General features: G+C 47.7%; 15 protein-coding genes and 1 pseudogene. All 16 read left to right on the top strand.

Annotated features, from left to right (window positions below; translation table 11 throughout):
- The first annotated feature begins 362 nt into the window (after positions 1–362).
- The gene (locus SD425_RS23575) at positions 363–1,037 is read left to right on the top strand and encodes an exopolysaccharide biosynthesis polyprenyl glycosylphosphotransferase (RefSeq protein ID WP_324672918.1); all 675 of its coding nucleotides are present in this window, start codon (positions 363–365) and stop codon (positions 1,035–1,037) included.
- Between the two features lie 906 nt (positions 1,038–1,943).
- Entirely contained in the window at positions 1,944–2,669 is a 726-nt protein-coding gene (locus SD425_RS23570) for a polysaccharide biosynthesis/export family protein (RefSeq protein WP_324672917.1), read from the top strand.
- 9 nt (positions 2,670–2,678) lie between these two features.
- Positions 2,679–5,030 carry a GumC family protein gene (locus SD425_RS23565; protein WP_324672915.1) on the top strand — a complete coding sequence of 784 codons (2,352 nt, stop codon included), beginning with the start codon at positions 2,679–2,681 and terminating at the stop codon, positions 5,028–5,030.
- Positions 5,031–5,426: 396 nt separating this feature from the next.
- Positions 5,427–6,821 (top strand): hypothetical protein, encoded by a 1,395-nt coding sequence (locus SD425_RS23560; RefSeq protein ID WP_324672913.1) that lies wholly within the window; start codon positions 5,427–5,429, stop codon positions 6,819–6,821.
- A 45-nt stretch (positions 6,822–6,866) separates the two neighbouring features.
- Positions 6,867–8,606 (top strand): hypothetical protein, encoded by a 1,740-nt coding sequence (locus SD425_RS23555; protein WP_324672912.1) that lies wholly within the window; start codon positions 6,867–6,869, stop codon positions 8,604–8,606.
- Between the two features lie 134 nt (positions 8,607–8,740).
- A complete protein-coding gene (locus SD425_RS23550; protein WP_324672910.1) occupies positions 8,741–9,784 on the top strand; it encodes a glycosyltransferase in 1,044 nt (347 codons plus the stop codon).
- Positions 9,785–9,829: 45 nt separating this feature from the next.
- The gene (locus SD425_RS23545) at positions 9,830–11,005 is read left to right on the top strand and encodes a glycosyltransferase (protein ID WP_324672908.1); all 1,176 of its coding nucleotides are present in this window, start codon (positions 9,830–9,832) and stop codon (positions 11,003–11,005) included.
- 297 nt (positions 11,006–11,302) lie between these two features.
- Positions 11,303–12,280, top strand: a complete 978-nt coding sequence (locus SD425_RS23540) for a glycosyltransferase family 2 protein (RefSeq protein WP_324672906.1) — start codon at positions 11,303–11,305, stop codon at positions 12,278–12,280.
- Between the two features lie 271 nt (positions 12,281–12,551).
- Positions 12,552–13,058, top strand: a pseudogene (locus SD425_RS23535) (glycosyltransferase); the annotation flags it as partial.
- Between the two features lie 87 nt (positions 13,059–13,145).
- Entirely contained in the window at positions 13,146–13,793 is a 648-nt protein-coding gene (locus SD425_RS23530) for a glycosyltransferase (protein ID WP_324679593.1), read from the top strand.
- 78 nt (positions 13,794–13,871) lie between these two features.
- Positions 13,872–14,306: a VanZ family protein gene (locus SD425_RS23525; protein WP_324672904.1), complete on the top strand. Its 435-nt coding sequence runs from the start codon at positions 13,872–13,874 to the stop codon at positions 14,304–14,306.
- 22 nt (positions 14,307–14,328) lie between these two features.
- Complete coding sequence (locus SD425_RS23520; RefSeq protein ID WP_324672901.1) at positions 14,329–14,877, top strand: WcaF family extracellular polysaccharide biosynthesis acetyltransferase; 549 nt, start codon at positions 14,329–14,331, stop codon at positions 14,875–14,877.
- Between the two features lie 74 nt (positions 14,878–14,951).
- A complete protein-coding gene (locus tag SD425_RS23515; RefSeq protein WP_324672900.1) occupies positions 14,952–16,196 on the top strand; it encodes a WcaI family glycosyltransferase in 1,245 nt (414 codons plus the stop codon).
- Between the two features lie 300 nt (positions 16,197–16,496).
- On the top strand, positions 16,497–17,522 hold the full coding sequence (locus SD425_RS23510; RefSeq protein WP_086594488.1) for a rod shape-determining protein: 1,026 nt from the start codon (positions 16,497–16,499) through the stop codon (positions 17,520–17,522).
- A 99-nt stretch (positions 17,523–17,621) separates the two neighbouring features.
- Positions 17,622–18,527, top strand: coding sequence for a rod shape-determining protein MreC (gene mreC, locus SD425_RS23505; protein WP_324672895.1), 906 nt, complete (start codon positions 17,622–17,624; stop codon positions 18,525–18,527).
- Positions 18,524–19,051, top strand: coding sequence for a hypothetical protein (locus tag SD425_RS23500; RefSeq protein ID WP_324672893.1), 528 nt, complete (start codon positions 18,524–18,526; stop codon positions 19,049–19,051). Before mreC ends, SD425_RS23500 begins: the two co-directional genes overlap by 4 nt.
- Positions 19,052–19,165 lie beyond the last annotated feature (114 nt).

The raw sequence follows: 19,165 nt of genomic DNA, 5'->3' as shown, positions 1-19,165 counted from the left end.
TAAAAAATGTGATTTTATTTTGATGGTATATTTTTCTAACGTAATATTGCACCGAAAGCTTGTAAAACACCTTTTTTTAGATGTTTTATCCAACAAGAACCTGCTGTTTTAGGCTATCCAAATCGAAAGAGCAGATGGACCCAAAACAAGGGGGTGTCGGATGGGGATGTGAACACAAAAAAACTATTTGTAAGCTACAACAGTTAACCTACACAGAATTCTTTAAGAAGAGATGTAAGCAACAGTAATACAAAGTTTTATAAGCTTGTATTAAACTTAAACACGCTTCTTTCAATCACGCACTGATTTCGTCAACGCTAACAGTAGCAGGTTCGATAGCCTCACTTCTTACTCTGATAACCATGGCCGCATACGCAACTCTAAAAGAGCAAGGAACAATGCCTAACAACTTTTCTTACCGTCAAGTTGAAGATGCTGCATTTCGCGCCGTTTTAGTAAAACGGGTCTTTGATTTACTATTTGCCTCTTTGGTATTGATCTTTTTGCTCAGCTGGTTGGTACCGCTGATTGCGCTTCTCATCAAGCTAGACTCTAAGGGTCCAGTTTTTTTCAAGCAACTGCGCACAGGCAAAGATGGGCTTCCCTTTTACTGCTTCAAGTTCCGCAGCATGCGTATGAGCAATGATGCTGATCATAAGCAAGCTAGCCGCGGCGATAGTCGCATCACTCGTCTCGGCGCTATCCTGCGCAAGACTAGTTTAGATGAGTTGCCTCAGTTTATCAACGTGCTGCGGGGAGAGATGTCAGTAGTAGGGCCGCGTCCGCACATGCTCAAACACACGGAAGATTATGCTCGCGTAATTGACAACTTCATGGTGCGCCACGCAGTAATGCCCGGCATCACAGGCCTCGCACAAGTAGCAGGTCACCGTGGCGAAACCAAGGAGCTTACCGCCATGACCAAGCGCGTAAACGCTGACATCTTCTACATCAAGAACTGGTCGTTCCTGCTTGATGTGAAAATCGTACTTCTAACTGTGAAGCAAGCAGTTAAAGGTAGCGAGAATGCTTTCTAACAGTATTTGGTAACCTGATAAGCTTAAGACAAATAGCCTCCTGCACTTCGCTACAGAATAAACATCTGGCGACGGGCAGGTGGCTATTTGCTAACAGATTACTGCCAGTTACTCGTAGGATAGAGAGGGAAATCTATACTGCCGTAAAATAGTAGTAGAGTAACGAAAGCTTCCCTATACTTATGTAGTGTAAGGTCGCGGATAAACCACTTTCAAATTACTTAGGTTACAACCTCTGAGTAGCTCTACGGAGAAGTTGGTTTGTATGAGGTAGCGTAGGAGAGGAGCATATTTGCTAGCCTTGGCAAGTGCAGTAGGCGAGAAGGAGTGAAGAGATTAAGCTAGCTTGATTAACGATTTAGATTGCTTGAGCATTGCAAGGTGGTAGCTGGCTGCTGTGTCAGTTCTCACTGCTTTGCTACTGTGCGATAAGCAGCAAGAGCAGCCTTCTGCAGTTAAAAGCTTTGTGGAGCATTCATACCATTTCATTGTTAAAACATACCCTCTGCCATGGGAATCCTGTATGTTACCTCATGAAGCAATAAAATATATATAGATTCATATTTTTATTCGTTCGACTTGTCATTAACAGGATTATATTACCTACCTTCGCATTGTTTACAGCAATAGTTATAAGCTGTCTAACTTGCGTCTTAATTTAGTTGAGAGTGACACTTGCCTGACTTTCTTACATACTTGCTAAGTACTAGCAGAACGCTAAGCGTCTGATTGGTACGGGTAAATTATTCTGATTCAGCAGTTGCTTGTTACTTTCTCTTGCTTGCTGAGAAACTTGAGTTCATAAGCTTATTGTAATCTTTTTTTCGCATGAGTAGCATATCTGCCCGTAGAATCTTACCGCTTCTTTTTTTATGGCTATTAGCCTCCTGTACCCCGCGTAATTTGGTGTATTTCAGCAATCTGAAGGAGAATGACCGTTATCAAACTCCTCCTGAAGCACCCGTGGAATTGCGCTTGCAACCAAACGACCTAGTAAGCATCAAGGTGAGTAGCTTAAACCCAGAGTCTAATGCGCTCTTTAATCGTGGTGTGCTAGCTGCTCCAGGTGCCGCCGCCACCACGCTCTCTGCTGAAACTACTCCTACCGAAGGCTATTTACTGGACCAGAATGGAAACGTCGACTTTCCAGTATTAGGTAAAGTTAAGCTAGCTGGAATGACGAACACGGAGGCAACTACTAAAATGACTGGGCTACTACAGCAATACGTCAAGTCGCCCATCATCACAATTCGGCTCCTAAACTTCAAAGTGACGGTTATTGGAGAAGTAAACCGCCCGTCCACGTTCCTGGTGCCCACGCAGCGTATCACGATCTTGGAAGCACTCGGTTTGGCGGGAGACATGACGGCTTACGGACGTCGCGAAAACGTGCTGCTGGTTCGCGAACAGAACCAAGTACGCACCACGACGCGTTTGGACCTGAATGACAAGGCCTTGCTGACCTCACCCTTCTTTTATCTGCAGCAAAATGACGTAATTTATGTTGCGCCAGATAAGATCAAGCAAGTGCAGGCTAGCACAAACGCGCTGACGCTTACCCTAGCTGGCATGGGTATCACAGTACTAGCCGCAGTGCTTTTCAACTTCCAGAACATCTTTGGTACTAAATAGATAACTACCATGGCATATCCCGATACGACTAGTGAGCTACTGCCTACGGAGGCAGCATTACCCCCCCAGCCGCTCACCTGGGCCACGTATCGTCGCTACTGGTACCTTTTTGCCCTTGGCTTACTAGTAGCGCTAACCGGCGCGTGGTTGTACTTGCGCTATACAGTGCCGCAGTACAGCATCAACATGACAATCCTTATCAAGGACAAGAAAGACGAGCCGCAGCAGCAACGCAACGAGCGCTTCAACAACTTGAATGAGGAGAATGCCAGCAAGAATATCGACAACGAAATTCTGCTGTTGAAATCGAACAGCTTGATGCAACGGGTTTTTGCGAACCTCGACATGCAAGCCGCTTACTACATCAAGGGCCGCGTGGGTAAGCAAGAGCTATATGGTGAAAACCTACCTTGCCGACTTCTGATCAGCCGCTTGGACTCTAGTGCGTATAACAAGCAAGTGCTGTTGCAAGTAATTGATGCAACGCATTTCACGCTAGGAGAAGCGAATAAGCCCGTCCAGACATATGCTTTCGGTCAGCTACTGCATACGCCTTACGGAGAATTCACTGTAGTAAGCAAGCCGGCCAACCTAGCTGCTTTTCGGCAACATCCTTTGCTGATTCGCTTCCAGGATCGGCGTCAATTAGCTGGCTCTTATGCCAAGAAGCTAGGGGTGTCGACTATCAACAAGCAAGCTAGCTTATTGACGCTCAACGTGACAGATGCAGTACCTGAGCGTGGCGAAGCTGTTCTCAATAAATTGGTGGAGGTCTATAACCAGGAGGCTGTAGAAGACAAGAATCAGTTGGCGAATAACACTATCCGCTTCATTGATGACCGCTTGAAATATCTAGAGTCGGATCTTACTTCGGTGGAGAAGAACGTGGAGAAGTACAGCCGGGAAAACAATGTAGTTAATATCACTTCGCAAGTTCAGCAGTCCTTGCAAGAGGCTAGCGGCTATAACAAGCAACTTTCTGACTTCAATATTCAGCTGGACGTACTGTCCTCGATTGAGCAATATATCAATCAGCCAACTGAGCCGAATCAGCTGATTCCAGGTACGTTGAGTGTGCAAGACCCCACCTTATCGGGGTTGATCACAAAGTTCAACGAACTGCAGTTAGAGCGCGAGCGAATGCTGCGTACTGTACAGGCCGACAATCCGCTGGTACTAACCATGACGGACCAGTTGACCAACTTGCGGGGTAGTATCCTGGAGAACTTACGTACGCTCAAAAATAACTTGGTAATCACACGGCGTGGCCTACAGGCTAAATCAGGGCAGTTTGGCTCGCGTTTGCAGCAAATGCCTACTATTGAGCGTGGTTTACAAGAAATCAGCCGTCAGCAGGACCTGAAAAAAGACCTGTATCTGTATCTGCTTCAAAAGAGAGAAGAGGCCGCATTAGCTTTGGCTGGTGCTGTGTCGAATGCTCGGATCATTGACGCTGCAGAAGCTGGCGAATCACCAGTGAGCCCGCAGAAAACAGCCGTTGTCTTCATTGCGCTGATGTTGGGCCTAGGTTTGCCGTTTGCCTTTGTTTATGTGAAGAACATGTTCAACGACAAAGTGCAGAGCTTGCAAGAAGTAGCGTGGGCCACCGGTGTTCCAGTACTTGGGGAGCTAGCGCACAATCGCACCCGCGAGACCATCGTAATATCGCCTAATACCCGCAGCCCCTTAGCAGAGATGGTACGCTTGCTGCGTACGAACTACCAGCTAGCAACTTCTGGCACTGCTAATCAGGTAATGCTGGTGACTTCAAGCCGAAGCGGCGATGGTAAAACGTTTGTCAGCTTGAACTTGGCAGCTAGCTTACTGCTGGCAGGCAAGAAGGTTATCATCGTAAACCTGGATCTGCGCAAGCCTGGCTCTTTGTCAGAAGCTGGTGAGCTTTCTGGTCCAGGTCTGAGCGAGTACGTGACCAACGAAGCAGTGCGGGTGAACGACCTCGTGCAGCCAAGCACGACAGTTGAAGGCCTGTATGTGGTAGGCTCTGGTGAGCTACCAGCTAACCCGGCCGAACTGCTGCTAAGCCCGCGCGTGGGACAACTGCTCAACGTACTGAAAGAGAGCTTTGATCATATTATTCTCGATTCGGCTCCTATTGGGCAAGTCGCAGATGCTTACAGCGTAGCTCCTTACGTAGACGCAACCTTGTATGTAGTGCGCTACAACGTCACGCAGAAAGCACAACTGCAGTTTATAAATAAGTTGCGCACGGAGCACACATTCAACCAACTAATGGTGGTATTGAACGACGCGCGCCCTAACAACTTATCTGCGTATGGCTATGGCCAAGGCTACGGCTACCCGGAAGCTAATAAGTCGAAAAAAAGCAAGAAATTAGTTTAAGTCTTCGGGGCACTATTTAGTGGTTCAATTAGAATTGAACTGCTGAATAGTGCCTTTTTGATAATAAGAATAATGTATTCTATTCTTTTATTAGAATAGAAAGCTTTGATAGAATAAGATAATTACCCTACTATTTTTAATAGTCCTATAAATAGTATGTTCATCTATTATTTCACTAAACCTGCTTGAATGTGCAGCTCCGAAAAGAATTCATTTCGGAGTTAAAGTAAGCGAAGTATGTCAACTGCAGCGCGCGTAATTTCTGGGAGTGCAGCATCCTGGGCGCAGATCGGGGTTACGATGATATCCCAAATGGCTTTAGTTCCTTTGTATTTATCACACTGGAACGTTGTCACCTATGGTATATGGCTCGCCATTTTGTCACTCACGAACTTAATGATCACGCTAGATTTTGGTCACCAAGAATTTCTAGCGTATGAGTTTCTAAGAATAGGCCGAGATAACCGTCCAGAATTAAGTAAATTTTTGTGGTCGGGTGCCGGTGCTGGTATTATTATTAGCCTCTGCCAAATACTTCTTCTCATTGCTTTTCTGCTAAGCGGCGTACTACCTTATTTACTTGGCCAATCGGACCGTGCTGGTCTGATTGATCCCGAATTGATTCGGGCTGCTGGCATTATTGTGTTGTTGCAAAGTGTTTCGTGGTTGATATGCAATAGTGTATCGGGCCTGCTCTTTCGGGTGCTAGCTCCGTTTGGCTATTTCCCCCGCATGGCTTGGTGGAACCTGCTGACGACGGTGCTTAGCGCTGTAGCACCGGTGGTCGCCGTGGTAATGGGCGCTGGTCTATTAACTGCGGGTATTGTAATGACGGCTACGTCGTTGATCGTTGCTGTTCCGATGTACCTAGATTTACTTCGGTTGCTACGCAAAGAAGGTATTCCGTTTAGCAAACCATCTTTGGCAGTTGGCTACAAAAACTTCGTTCGCTCATTAGCTATTTCGGGCAAAGGACTGCTGGAAAATGCGCGTCAGCAAGGGGCACGTCTGGTCTTGGCGCCTTTGTCGGGTGCTGCAGGCTTGGCTGCCTTCTCTACGATGCGGACGGGAGCAAACGTAGCACTACAAGGGCTTAATACCGTAATTAACCCGTTGATGCCGGAGCTGATGCGCTTTCTGCATCAGCGCGACCAAGATCGGAGCGAAGCTGCTTTCGGTACCTTGTGGTTTGTTCTAGTGGCTTTGATGGCGCCGGCTATGGTTGTGTTACAAGCCATCATGGAGCCTCTCTACACATTGTGGACGCGCGGACGTGTACCGTTCAACCCCTTGTTGTTTGCTACCCTTTCACTGAGTGTGCTGGTGTACGCTGTGGCACAGCCTGCCATCGCAGTTGTGAAAGGCAATAATCTTTTGAAGGCTCAGCTAACCTTGTCGGCAGTAGCTGCTGTCGTTGTAGTGGGTGGTATTGCGGCACTCGTTCCCTTCATGAGCATCCTAGGAGCTGGTATTGCTTTGCTAGTGGCCGAGATAGCAGCTATGGTCGGCTACCGAGTGGTTGCTCAGCGCTGGTTGCAAGCCAACGGATTGTTATGGCCAAAGAACCAATTCAGTATAGCAATGGCCTCTGTCTGGATAGCGGCGGCGGCTATGGGAGCCATGGTTGTATTGCCACAGGCGAAATGGTTTATTCTGCTAGGATCTTTGGTGCTATTAGTCGGTAATATGTGGCGTTACTGGCAAGTATTACCCGACCTAGCTACGCAGCACGCTCGGCGCATTGCGAGTGCCTTGCCAGGGATGAAAAGGCTTTACGCGCCAACCAAATAATTATCAGTATATACAATAGGGTGTGCCAGCGGAACCCAAACTGGCGTGCATACTCTCTTTCGTTTCAATACTTCTCCAATGCCTAACGTGTGGCCCTCTAACTTTCGCAGTGCACTCACGCAGCCGGCAGCGTTGTCCTACAAAGCGCTTGCGTATCCTGATAAGCCAGATACGAATAGCTTTCTGTTCAACTTCGTGCGTAGCTCGTGGTTAGCATTGTTTGCTGCGTGTCTGTTTCAAGTAGTGTTCTTCCTGAGTGTTGCTAACCTATTTGCCCTAAGCTGTATCATCATTGCTTGGGCACTGTTGAGCGCGCAGTTTTTGCGGCCTGACCGGCTGAATACTTATCCGCTGTCTAGCTTTCTACTACTTGGCTTCACCGCAACCCAATTCTATTTCCCCTTAGTATTCACGACGCTAGAAGGGAAGCCTGTTGTTTTCAACTTGGAGCTCCCGTATCATGTGTTCGGGCACTCCGGCTTGTCGCTGTTAGTATTGCTGCTTGCGCATGCTGCCTATCGAGGCATCGTAAAAATGCCGCTAAGCAATCCGAATGGCTTGTTAGGGAAAATTGGTTTGTTTACGCCCCCTGCTGATTTACAGCTCTGGCTCATGGGCCTAACGGGGCTAGGAGCTACTGTGTACGCCTATTTTATTTCGCCTTCAGTCGGGTGGGAGGTAACTGGAGCTGCTTCTGATAAGGCTATTCAGGGCTTAATACCGTTTTCCTACGCGCCTTTCTTCATTCCATTCAGCCGCATGTATGGAAACATGAAAGATCCGGACAAGCGCTTAGTGCCGATGCTAGTGGCGTTTACCTTGCTACTTTTTGTTGTCAGTATCGGCCGCAATAGCCGGGGAGCGTTCATGCTAGGCTTCACCTCCGTTGGCTTCGGCTTTGGATTGGCATTGTTGCTCGGAATCTTCAAGACGCGGCTGTTTACCATGCGAAATGCCGCGCTTGCTGGGCTAGCTTTTCTGTTGGTTACAGGGCCGATTGCTGATATCGGTACGGCTATGGTTATCGTGCGCGGACAGCGCAGTAAGATCTCTAATGCTGAGCTGATTGAATTAACCTGGCAAGCCTATCAAGATAAAGATGCCATTCGGGCTCGGCGCCAGAACGACAATACGACTGCCGACGAATGGGACGAGCGTTATTTGGATAACATCTTTACCGCTCGCTTCTCCAACCTGAAGTTCAATGATGCTAGCCTGGTGCAGTCAACCAAAATTGGCGACCAGGACAAGGACATGTTAACGTACTCGATTAACTACATCCTTGGCGCTTTGCCAGATCCTTTCCTGAAAGCATTGGACATCGACGCAGACAAAGAAAACGTTTATGGTGTCTCAATAGGCGACTATCTGTACGCAGAGGCCGGCGGGCCCATTGAAGCACTGGGCGGGTTCCGGACCGGGCACTTTGCTGGCACCGGTATGGCTGCCTTTGGCTGGTGGTACCTAGCCATACTAGGGTTTGGTATGATACCCGTTTACTTCTTGTTTGACCTGTTTGTAGCGTACGTTCCTATTTCTAACAAAGCGCCTGGCACTGGCACCCCGTTACGCTTCAGCCTGTGTGGCTTGCTAGTGCTCACGGGTATTTTTCAGTTCCTCCCTGCCGAATCGGTCGTGACGACGGCTACTTTTCTGCTGCGTGGTTGGATCCAGATGATCTTGCTGTACGTCGTACTCTTTCAGGCTACGCGTCTCGTCAGTAAGGTATTCCAGGGACCCAAAACCATGAGCCCGGCAGACTACGCCCGGTTAACTAGGCGCTAAAAGAATGCAAGCTTGCCTATATTGCCGCCGCTGCACACTTCACGCATGGCATTCCTAGCTCACGAAGAGCTTTGGAAATGTCTAAAAACGCGCAACAACATTTTGCTTCACATCAGATTATACGTAACTGCTCAATGGCTAAAATCCTTTACCTAGGTGACAATCACCCGGCTGCTACTTCTTCGCATCGGGCAAAAGCTCTTGAACGGTTAGGGCACAGCGTTGATATCCAGGACGTTCATAAAGTAGTAGCCTCGCAGCTAGATTCTCCGCTGCTCCACGCTATACATTACCGGACTGGCTTTCGGCTCTTACAAGGGAAGATTACCAAGTGGCTGACAGGCCTACTTGAGAAAAATTCAGCGTATGACGTTGTATGGGTCGATAGTGGTGAACTGCTGAGCCCAGCAAGCTTGAACGTGTTGAAAAGCTTAGGCTGCCCCGTTGTACTCTACAATCTTGATGACCCTACGGGCAAGCGCGACGGCCGGCGCTTCGATGTGCTGCTGAAAGCATTGCCGCTGTATGATCTGGTTGCCGTTGTGCGGAAGGAAAGTGAAGAGGAGTGCCGCCAGTTGCATGCGAAGCGCGTCTTGCGCGTCTTACGTAGTTACGACGAAGTGGCCCACAAGCCCTTCGATAGCATCGATGATATTCCCGCTTCATTCAGAAGTGAAGTCGTATTCATCGGTACGTGGATGCGCCATGAGAAGCGAGATGATTTTATGATGGAACTCCTGCGCCAAGGCGTACCGCTGAGCATTTGGGGCAGCAGATGGTCGAAATCACCCCATTGGGAGACACTCAAAGCTTCTTATCGGGGTGGTAACCTTAGCGGGCGCGATTATGTAGCGGCTATTCAAGGCTCTAAGATCTGTTTAGGTCTCTTATCGAAAGGCAACCGCGACTTGCACACCCAACGTTCGTTGGAAGTGCCGTATGCTGGCGGGCTGTTTTGCGCCGAGCGTACCACAGAGCACCAGGAGATCTATGAAGAAGGAAAAGAGGCTGTATTTTGGGCCGATGCGGCTGAGTGCGCCACCATCTGTAAAAAGCTGCTCAGCGACGACGCTCTTCGGGAAAGTATTCGCCTAGCAGGTATGCGCAAGATCCGGGCAATCGGTGTAGGTAATGAAGACATTTGCCGGAAGATCTTGGCGGAGGTCAACATTCACTAAAGCCGCCCTGCCCATCTATATTCATCTGGCTTCGCTGCGTCGTTTATGCATCTAGTTTTCTTCACGCACCCTGATTTCATGGGCGACCAGCGCATGCCTGCTTTTGCCAGCATGCCACGCTTTGCCCGGATGCTAGCTGATGGAATGCGTGAACGCGGCCACGAGGTGGAAATGTGGGCACCTAAGTCGCGTTTCTTTGATTTGCCGGTGACGGGAGGGCCCAAGAAGTGGTTAGGCTACATCGATCAATACCTCGTGTTTCCGGCTGAAGTACGTCGACGTTTAAAGAAGTATCCTTCAGATACGCTCTTTGTCTTTGCTGATAATGCCCTAGGTCCGTGGGTGCCCTTGGTTGCCGACCGACCACACGTAATGCATTGTCATGATTTTATGGCGCAACGTTCTGCCCAGGGGCAAATTCCAGAGAACCCTACGGGTTGGTCAGGGCAGCAATATCAGCGTATGATTCGGGCAGGCTATTCCAAGGGGAAGCACTTTATTTCTGTTTCTCAGAAAACCCGGGAGGAGCTTCATGCTTTCTTGCCTACCCTTCCCTTAACGTCGGAGGTGGTGTACAATGGGCTAAGTGAAGCACTAACACCTCATGATCAAACGGATGCTCGCGCTAAAGTAAGCGCGGCAACCGGTATTGACCTGAGCCAAGGATACTTACTGCACGTAGGCGGAAACCAGTGGTACAAGAACCGGCTAGGTGTCATGGAGCTTTACAATGCTTGGCGCTCCAGCAGTTCTGCTGCGTTGCCTTTGCTACTTGTGGGCGGGCCTCTGAGCGCAGAGCTGAATAGCGTGAAAGAAGCTTCACCGTTCAAAAAGGACATTCATGTCGTAAGCGGCCTCGAAGATGAACTCGTGCACCTAGCTTATGCAGGAGCAACGGTGTTTCTTTTCCCATCTATTGCAGAAGGATTTGGATGGCCGATTGCGGAGGCTATGGCTTCGGGGTGCTTGGTCATTACTACTGGTGAAGCGCCCATGACGGAGGTTGCAGGAGAAGCTGGGTTTCTGATTCCCCGCCGTCCGCACGATGAATCAACAACAGCGGGCTGGGCAACAGCGGGAGCTGCTACAATTGATGAAGTTATACACCTTTCGCCCGCTGAGCGTAGTGCCGCCATTGCCGCAGGAATCACGAACGTAGCTAGGTTCAACTCCGAAAACGCGCTGAACAGGATAGAAGAAATCTATAAAACTATTAAGTAATCAGCTCTATTACAGTAGAAAAGTAATAGATCGGCAATGTAGTTTACACATCAGCTGGCTACTAGCAGCCTTCTGGACTATTCGTAGGAGTGCCGTCGCAAGCGACGGAGCCGTTAAGAGTGTCTTTTCGTATTCTCCTGAAAACTAGTAATCCAAAAGATTATGCTTTGGACGAATGGGACTATAAAGCAGATAGTAAGCATATAAAATAATGATTTTATATATAATGGTTTGAAAGCAGTAAATTAGTGCTACTCAAAATTATAACTTTTTTGATAGTACTCGAGTAGAAGGGATATGTTAGGGCAAGGTGCTATTAAAGTTACTATCCTGTTGGCCACTTACAATGGTGCTAAATATGTCGAAGAGCAACTTGACAGTATTTTACAACAAACGCATACCAACTGGGAATTAATAATTAGAGACGATAAGTCTTCGGACATTACTCCACGAATTGTGGCTAGCTATCAGGCGCGCTATCCAGGAAAGATACTTATTGTCAATGATGACCTTGGTAATCTTGGAAGTACATTGAATTTCAATGCTCTATTGCAAATAGCCAGCAAAGGCAACGCAAAGTATGTTATGCTGTGCGACCAAGATGATTTTTGGCTACCCGACAAAGTGGCTTACACTTTAGCCAGTATGCGTACCCTAGAGGATTGTTACGGCGAAAATTTCCCCCTGCTTATTCATACCAATTTTCACTACGCCAGTACCGATCTAAAGATCATAAAGGCAACTAAAAACTTCCAGGCATCTAAAATCACGGATTTGAATTTGTGCCATCTGCTGGCTCAGAACCCCGTCTACGGCTGCACTACAGTTTTGAATCGAAAGCTTGTAGAGGTAATTGGTGATATACCATCTGTTGCAGAAAACCACGACTATTGGATTGCTATGGTCGCGAGTGCCTTTGGGAAAATTCACTATCTAGATAAAAAAACTATTCTCTACCGACAGCACGGGAAGAATATTTCGGGTAACTACAATGATAATTCATTGATCAATCGCTTCAAGCGTATTATTATTCAGCGAAAGCCTATTAAAGATGCAGAGAAAAAGGTGTTGATGGCTGAAGTATTTAGAAGTAAATACCAAAGTTCGTTAACAGTAGAGCAGACTTTGATGATCGACGATTTTATCGATTTTTCAAAGAACAAGCATATTTCCTTGGTCTTTAAGAATTTGGAGCATGGTGTGCGAAGACAAACACTCATGCAAACGATATTATTTTATATCAGTGCCTATTTAGCAGGTAATAAGAGTAAATAGAAGCGCGTAATGAGTATGAAGGTGTAGTGAACATGTAATCAATAACCTACATTAATTCTAGAGCGGCTTTACACTATATCATAATGTATAATGTAACACCGGAAAGATAGTATTTGATAATTCTTATGTACTTTTAGGCTCTGCCAAGCTGCAACCTATTCTCAGCAACTAGCAATACCTGTCAATCACATTGCTAGGCCTCTAAGCAAATCCGTGCTTTCACGAGGGTCAGACACGCTACATTGATGGAACAAATTGCAGACAGAAACTCATGAAGGTACTCCATGTTATTGCGGGAATGGATCCCAAACTGGGTGGGGTATGCCAGGCAGTACGGACGATAGTTGCTGGTCTTGCTGAATTAGGTGTGCACAGCGAGGTAGTTAGCCTCGACGCCCCAGATGCCTCTTTTATCTCCCATGATCCTTTCCCGATTCATGCATTAGGGCCAGCTAAAGGTCCTTGGGGATATAGTGCTGGGCTAATGCCGTGGCTCCTAGATAACTTCGTACGCTTTGATTGTGTCATTGCGCACGGTCTTTGGCTTTATCCTACCTACGCCGTAGAAAAAGCCTTGCGACACTACAAAAGCCAACAATCGCCCTCAGCTCCAACGCTTTATGTCATGCCGCACGGCATGTTGGACCCTTACTTTCAACGAGCCACTGGTCGAAAGCTGAAGGCGTTGCGAAACTGGGCCTATTGGAAATTAATAGAAGGGCGTGTTATCAACAACGCAGATGGGGTGCTCTTCACGTGCGAAGCAGAACGTCTGCTTGCTCGTGAGCCGTTTCGGCCTTACCACCCCAAGCGGGAGGTTGTGGTTGGGCTAGGTGTAGAAGAACCACCAGCTTACACCCCAAGTATGCGTGACGCTTTCCTGAAGCAGTGCCCGCAGCTAGCAGACCAACCTTATCTGCTTTTCCTGAGCCGTATTCACGAGAAAAAAGGAGTAGACCTGCTGCTGAATGCGTATCTAAAGACCAGCCCCGCACTACGCGAAGCAGCAACAAATGCTCCAATGGCTGCTAGAGCAACCGACGTTGCTACATTGCCTGAGCATACCCGGTTAGTAGTTGCTGGACCAGGTTTAGAAACCAACTACGGTCAGCAAATGCAGCAAGTGGCTTCGAAAACTAAAGAGTCACAAGCTGCAATTCTCTTCCCTGGTATGCTGACCGGATTGGCCAAATGGGGTGCATTCTATCATTGTGAGGCTTTCGTGCTACCTAGCCATCAGGAAAACTTCGGTATTGCTGTTGTGGAAGCGCTGGCCTGTAGTAAGCCTGTCCTTATCTCCAACCAAGTGAACATATGGCGGGAGATTGAAGAAGCCGGCGGAGGCATCGTCACCGACGATACGCCTGCTGGCGTTGAGGCAGGTTTGCGGCAATGGCAGCAGATGACCCAAGCACAAAAGGTAGCAATGGGTCAAAAAGCGCATACGTGTTTTGTGACTAATTTCGCCACAGGTCCTGCCGCTTCTCATTTGCTGAAAGCAATATCTAGCTAAACAAGTGACTGCATAACTAGGTAGTGAGCTGTAGAAAACTGCTGCCCCTATTTGTGCACTGTTTTTAAATAAATTATAATGAAGGTACTAAAGTGGGTTTTGTTTGTGCCTTACATTTTGGTGCTGTCTTATATTGTATTTTTTGCAAGAAGAAGAAATGTTCTTATCTGGCATGATGAATTAGTTAACCTGATTCCAATAAAATTGACAGTTGAATCTTTTCAATCGGATGCAGTAAATTATTGGAATTTCTTCTCTAATCTTCTTGGTAATATAGCGTTATTTATTCCGTTGCCTTTATTTTTGATTAGTTTATTTTTATTAAAAAATAAATTTACTATCATTTTTATTGGAATATTTATTAGCTTATTGATTGAGCTAGTTCAGTTTACTTGGCGTATTGGGGTGCCTGATATTGATGATGTATTGCTTAATACACTCGGGGTAGTGCTAGGTATAATTTTGTATAAACAGTTCTTGAGTGTAAGCTATGCTAAAATTGCTTCACTCTGATTTCTTAAATTTGGTCACGTAGATGCAAACAGACCTCTCAAAATTTGAAACAGGCGATTACAAAGCGGGGCCTAAGCTGAAGGTATTACTTTGGTACTTTCTTAATTATTACATCTTGGATAGCGCCTTACCTTGGCCTTACAAATTAAAGCAGGGTTTGCTTCGGTTATTTGGAGCTAAAATAGGAAAAGGGTTAGTCATCAAGCCTAACGTTCGAATCAAGAACCCATGGCGGCTTACAATTGGAGACAACTGTTGGATTGGCGAATCGGTTTGGATTGATAACCTAGAAGATGTTACTATTGGTAGCAACGTAAGTATCTCACAAGGGGCTATGCTTCTGACGGGTAATCATGATTATACCGCAGTTAGCTTTCCATATCGGCTAGGCAAGATCAAGCTAGCGGATGGCGTTTGGGTGGGGGCGCATGCCGTTGTATGCCCAGGAATAGTATGTGAGTCGCATTCTATTCTAACCGTCAATTCAGTTGCTACAAAGAATTTAGAGGCCTGGGGTATTTACGCAGGAAACCCAGCCACCTACATACGAAAGCGAGTTATTACTAAATAACTGTAATCGTATCCAATCTTACCATCTGCTTCTGCGCGAATTTGATGCACAGAAGCAAAATGCCCTTACATAAGATGAAAAAGCGGGTTCTGCTAATTGGCTATAACTTCTATCCCGAACCTACCGGAATAGGCAAGTATAGCGGTGAAATGATTAAATGGCTAGCTGAAAAGGGGTATGACTGCACCGTTATCACTACTTATCCCTATTACCCTTATTGGAAAGTACAGGAGCCTTACCATAAAAACAGGTTCTGGTATAGCACTGAGCTGACAAAGTTTCCCTCGGGAGGGAGCATAAAATTATACAGGTGTCCCATGTATGTGCCTGCCAAACCTTCGGGTTTGAAACGTATACTGTTGGATTTTTCTTTTCTAGTAACTGGATTTTTTAAATTAATTCAATTACTGCCTGCGAAGAAATTTGACTTCGTTGTAACAGTTGTTCCTTCGTTTCAATTTGGTATCCTAGGTGCCTTGTATAAAAAATTTAGGGGTGCAAAGTTCATGTACCATATACAGGACATGCAGATTGAGGCAGCGCGGGATTTGCAAATGATAAAATCTGAAAAGGCAATCAATGCTTTACTAGGGTTTGAAAAGTACATATTCGACAAGGCCGATTACGTGAGCAGCATCTCAGAAGGGATGGTGGCTAGAATTCAGGAGAAAGCCAAGAAGGATATCTTCTTATTGCCTAACTGGGCTGACGTAAACCTATTCCATCCTGTTGAAGATAAAGCAAGCATAAAAGTAGATTTCGGTTTTGCGCCCACTGACAAGATTGTGCTGTACTCAGGAGCAATTGGGGAAAAGCAGGGCCTAGAAGCTATTCTGTATGCTGCGAAAGAGTTTCAGCAGCAAACGTCTGTCAAGTTTATTATTTGTGGTTCAGGGCCGTACAAAGAGAAGTTGCAGAACCTAGCCAATGAGCTGAAGCTCACGAATCTCTCGTTCTTACCGTTGCAGCCATTCGAGAAGTTCAACCAATTCTTGAACCTAGCTGACATCCACCTAGTGATTCAAAAAGCCACGGCTAGTGACTTAGTAATGCCTTCCAAGCTCACAACTATTCTCTCGGTTGGGGGGCTCGCCCTTATCACTGCCAATCCGGGGTCCGGTCTGCACTCGCTGGTGCAGAAGTACGACATGGGCTTATTGGTAGAGGCTGAAAACCAACAGGCGCTGAACGAAGGTCTGCGCAAAGCCTTGGCGCAAGACACCAGCCAGCAACGCAAGAATGCCCGTGCCTACGCGGAGCGCTACCTCTCCATTGATAAGATTATGGAGTCATTTGAAGAGCTTATGCAGCGTGCCTAGGTCTGTAGTTGCAATTACTGGCTTTGTGGTTAGGCAGCACTGATAGTCTCCGGTAACTTATGGCGTAAAACCTAGGTAGCAAAGTGCCATTAGCAGGCATAAGACGCCAAAATGTTCTGTCCTATAAGAAAGAGCAGTAAGCTGCTACAGGACTTTTCTACTAAGTTTTATAATATACCGTTTAGCTGTTGGAGCAGAGCTTCGGGGAAAGAACAGCGGTGCTTCGACTAAACTTGCTTACTTTTGCGCCCACTTTGCCAGGGCGCAAATCGCCCATTCTCTTTTAATTGCCGCTACCTAATGGGCTTCTTCAACTTTCTTACGAGCGACATTGCTATTGACCTAGGCACGGCCAACACGCTCATCATCCACAACGACAAAATCGTAGTAGATGAGCCCAGCATTATTGCCAAAGACCGAACGACCAATAAAGTAATTGCCGTGGGCCGGCAAGCGCAGCAAATGCACGAGAAGACCCACGATAATATTAAAACCATTCGCCCCCTGAAAGATGGGGTAATCGCCGACTTCCACGCGGCGGAGGAAATGATCAAGGGCTTGATCAAGATGATTGACACGCGTCGCCGCTTGTTTCAGCCTTCGCACCGTATGGTGATCTGCATTCCTTCCGGGATTACGGAAGTAGAGAAACGTGCTGTCCGTGACTCCGCTGAACACGCCGGCGCCAAAGAGGTGTGGATGATTCAGGAGCCAATGGCGGCGGCTATCGGCATCGGCATTGACGTAGAGCAGCCGGTCGGTTCTATGATCATCGACATCGGAGGGGGAACTACCGAAATTGCTGTTATCGCCCTATCGGGTATCGTCTGCGATCAGTCTATTAAAACGGCCGGCGACGTATTCAACCAGGATATTCTGGACTACATGCGTCGGCAGCACAACCTGCTGATTGGAGAGCGTTCGGCCGAGAAGATCAAGATCGAGGTAGGTGCTGCTCTTACCGAGCTAGATAACCCACCCGCCGACTACGAAATTCGGGGCCGTGACCTGATGACGGGTATCCCGAAAGTCATCAAAGTAACTTCCTCCGAAATTGCTATTGCCCTCGACAAATCGGTAGCAAAAATCGAAGAGGCTGTGTTGAAGGCGCTAGAAATCAGCCCACCCGAGTTGTCGGCTGATATCTACGACAATGGTATTCACCTAACCGGGGGAGGGGCTTTGCTCCGAGGCCTCGACAAGCGTTTGGCGGCTAAAACTAAGCTGACCATTCACATCGCCGAAGACCCATTGCGGGCAGTAGTGCGCGGCACGGGAGCTACTATCAAGAACCTAGATGGCTTCCGGGGAGTACTTTTAACGTAATTTCTGTCGTTAAATGGCTGGATGGTTAAATGGATAGTCGCCTCTGCGCCGACTGTAACCATTTAACCATCCAGCCATTTAATAATTTAACCTACCGCCTTGCGCAATCTTTTCGCCTTCCTTTTCCGCTACCGGGGCATTCTGGTGTTCGGGCTGCTGGAGGTGTTTAGTTTGTATTTGCTGATCAAGAACAGCTCGTATCAGCGAGCGGCGTTTTTCAACTCCGCTAATGCCTACGCGGGACGAGTGCTAGAAGCTCGTACGCGGATCTACGATTATTTTCGTTTGGTAGAAGTGAACCGAGGCTTAGTTGCCGAAAACGCGACCTTGCGCCAACAGCTTTACCGTTCTGACCTAGCCGGACGTCAACCGGATAGCTTAAGCGCTGCGCCTCCTTTGCGGCCTGGACGCCGTGACTCGGTACTGCTAGGTTTGCGGCAGCTGCCCGTTTCTGACCCCGAGTACTTGCTGATTCCGGCCCGTGTGCTCAATAACGAGCTGCACCGCGTCGATAACTACATCACGCTTAACGTAGGCTCCAACGAAGGTGTGCAGCCAGGCATGGGCGTGTTGGCGGCAGCTGGGGTAGTAGGTCGGGTAAAATCGGTGAGCGAGCACTACGCTACGGCTACTTCAGTATTGCACTCCAAAACAGCTATTTCGGCGCGCATTCAGCGCGATGGTACCTTCGGAAGCATCAAATGGCTAGGAGATGACCCCACGCATGCTTTGCTAGATCAGATTCCGCGGCAGAATACGCTAGTACGCGGCGATACAATTTTGACATCAGGGTACAACGCTGTTTTTCCGGAGGGAATCCTGATCGGGACCATCGACTCGTTTGTGAAAGAACCCGACAAAAACTTCTGGACGGTGCGGGTGAAGCTAGCCGTTAATTTCTCTAACCTGACGTACGTGTACGTGGTCAGCAACCGGCACAAGGCCGAGCGTGACACGGTAGAAATGCGCGCTGGCAAAAAGCCTACAGCAGACGACCAGCCATGAGGGGAGTAGGTGCCATCATTGTTCAGTTGCTGCGCTTCGCTTTGTACGTGGGCGTACATGTGCTGTTTGTCAGCAAGCTGGTGCTCTTCGACCTAGGGTGGTGCTTTTTCTACCTAGGTTTCTTACTGTTCTTACCTATCAGCACGCCTATCGTGCTGCAGCTCTTGTTGAGCTTTGTGTTAGGATGGTCAATTGATATTTTTTATGATACAGGTGGAGTGCATGCGGCATCGGCGGTGCTGCTGGGGTATTTACGACCCTGGGTGCTGCGCTTGCTCACACCGCGCGACGGCTATGATTCTTCTGACTCGGTCAATATCCACCAGATGGGCTGGCAATGGTTTATTGTCTACCTCAGTTTACTAGTCGTATTGCACCATGCTACTTTCTTCCTCCTAGAGCTAGGTAGCTTCCGGGTGATCGGGCTCACGCTAGGTAAGATTGTCGTGAGCACGCTGTTCACAAGCCTAACGCTGCTCATCGTGCAGCTGCTTTTCTTCCCCAACAAACGGAGCGGACGGTAGGCAATGAGTTTGCCGCTAGTACGTTAGTAAGGAGAAACTTGCGCAAGATCATTACTTAGCAACGAGGTACCTGTTATCTTTGCAAATCCGGCCGGTGAGTCGGCAGTAGTTTAC

Origin of the sequence: Hymenobacter sp. GOD-10R, assembly GCF_035609205.1 — a bacterium.
Taxonomy (GTDB): Bacteria; Bacteroidota; Bacteroidia; order Cytophagales; family Hymenobacteraceae; genus Hymenobacter.
The sequence above is the reverse complement of the archived record's forward strand: the minus strand, read 5'-3'. Positions and strand labels throughout refer to the sequence as shown.

Excerpts from the sequence above, each read along its gene's own strand:
- SD425_RS23575 (WP_324672918.1), top strand. The coding sequence starts at position 363 with ATGGCCGCATACGCAACTCTAAAAGAGCAAGGAACAATGCCTAACAAC.
- SD425_RS23565 (WP_324672915.1), top strand. The coding sequence starts at position 2,679 with ATGGCATATCCCGATACGACTAGTGAGCTACTGCCTACGGAGGCAGCA.
- SD425_RS23560 (WP_324672913.1), top strand. The coding sequence starts at position 5,427 with ATGATCACGCTAGATTTTGGTCACCAAGAATTTCTAGCGTATGAGTTT.
- SD425_RS23550 (WP_324672910.1), top strand. The coding sequence starts at position 8,741 with ATGGCTAAAATCCTTTACCTAGGTGACAATCACCCGGCTGCTACTTCT.
- SD425_RS23545 (WP_324672908.1), top strand. The coding sequence starts at position 9,830 with ATGCATCTAGTTTTCTTCACGCACCCTGATTTCATGGGCGACCAGCGC.
- SD425_RS23540 (WP_324672906.1), top strand. The coding sequence starts at position 11,303 with ATGTTAGGGCAAGGTGCTATTAAAGTTACTATCCTGTTGGCCACTTAC.
- SD425_RS23530 (WP_324679593.1), top strand. The coding sequence starts at position 13,146 with ATGCGTGACGCTTTCCTGAAGCAGTGCCCGCAGCTAGCAGACCAACCT.
- SD425_RS23525 (WP_324672904.1), top strand. The coding sequence starts at position 13,872 with ATGAAGGTACTAAAGTGGGTTTTGTTTGTGCCTTACATTTTGGTGCTG.
- SD425_RS23520 (WP_324672901.1), top strand. The coding sequence starts at position 14,329 with ATGCAAACAGACCTCTCAAAATTTGAAACAGGCGATTACAAAGCGGGG.
- SD425_RS23515 (WP_324672900.1), top strand. The coding sequence starts at position 14,952 with ATGAAAAAGCGGGTTCTGCTAATTGGCTATAACTTCTATCCCGAACCT.
- SD425_RS23510 (WP_086594488.1), top strand. The coding sequence starts at position 16,497 with ATGGGCTTCTTCAACTTTCTTACGAGCGACATTGCTATTGACCTAGGC.
- SD425_RS23500 (WP_324672893.1), top strand. The coding sequence starts at position 18,524 with ATGAGGGGAGTAGGTGCCATCATTGTTCAGTTGCTGCGCTTCGCTTTG.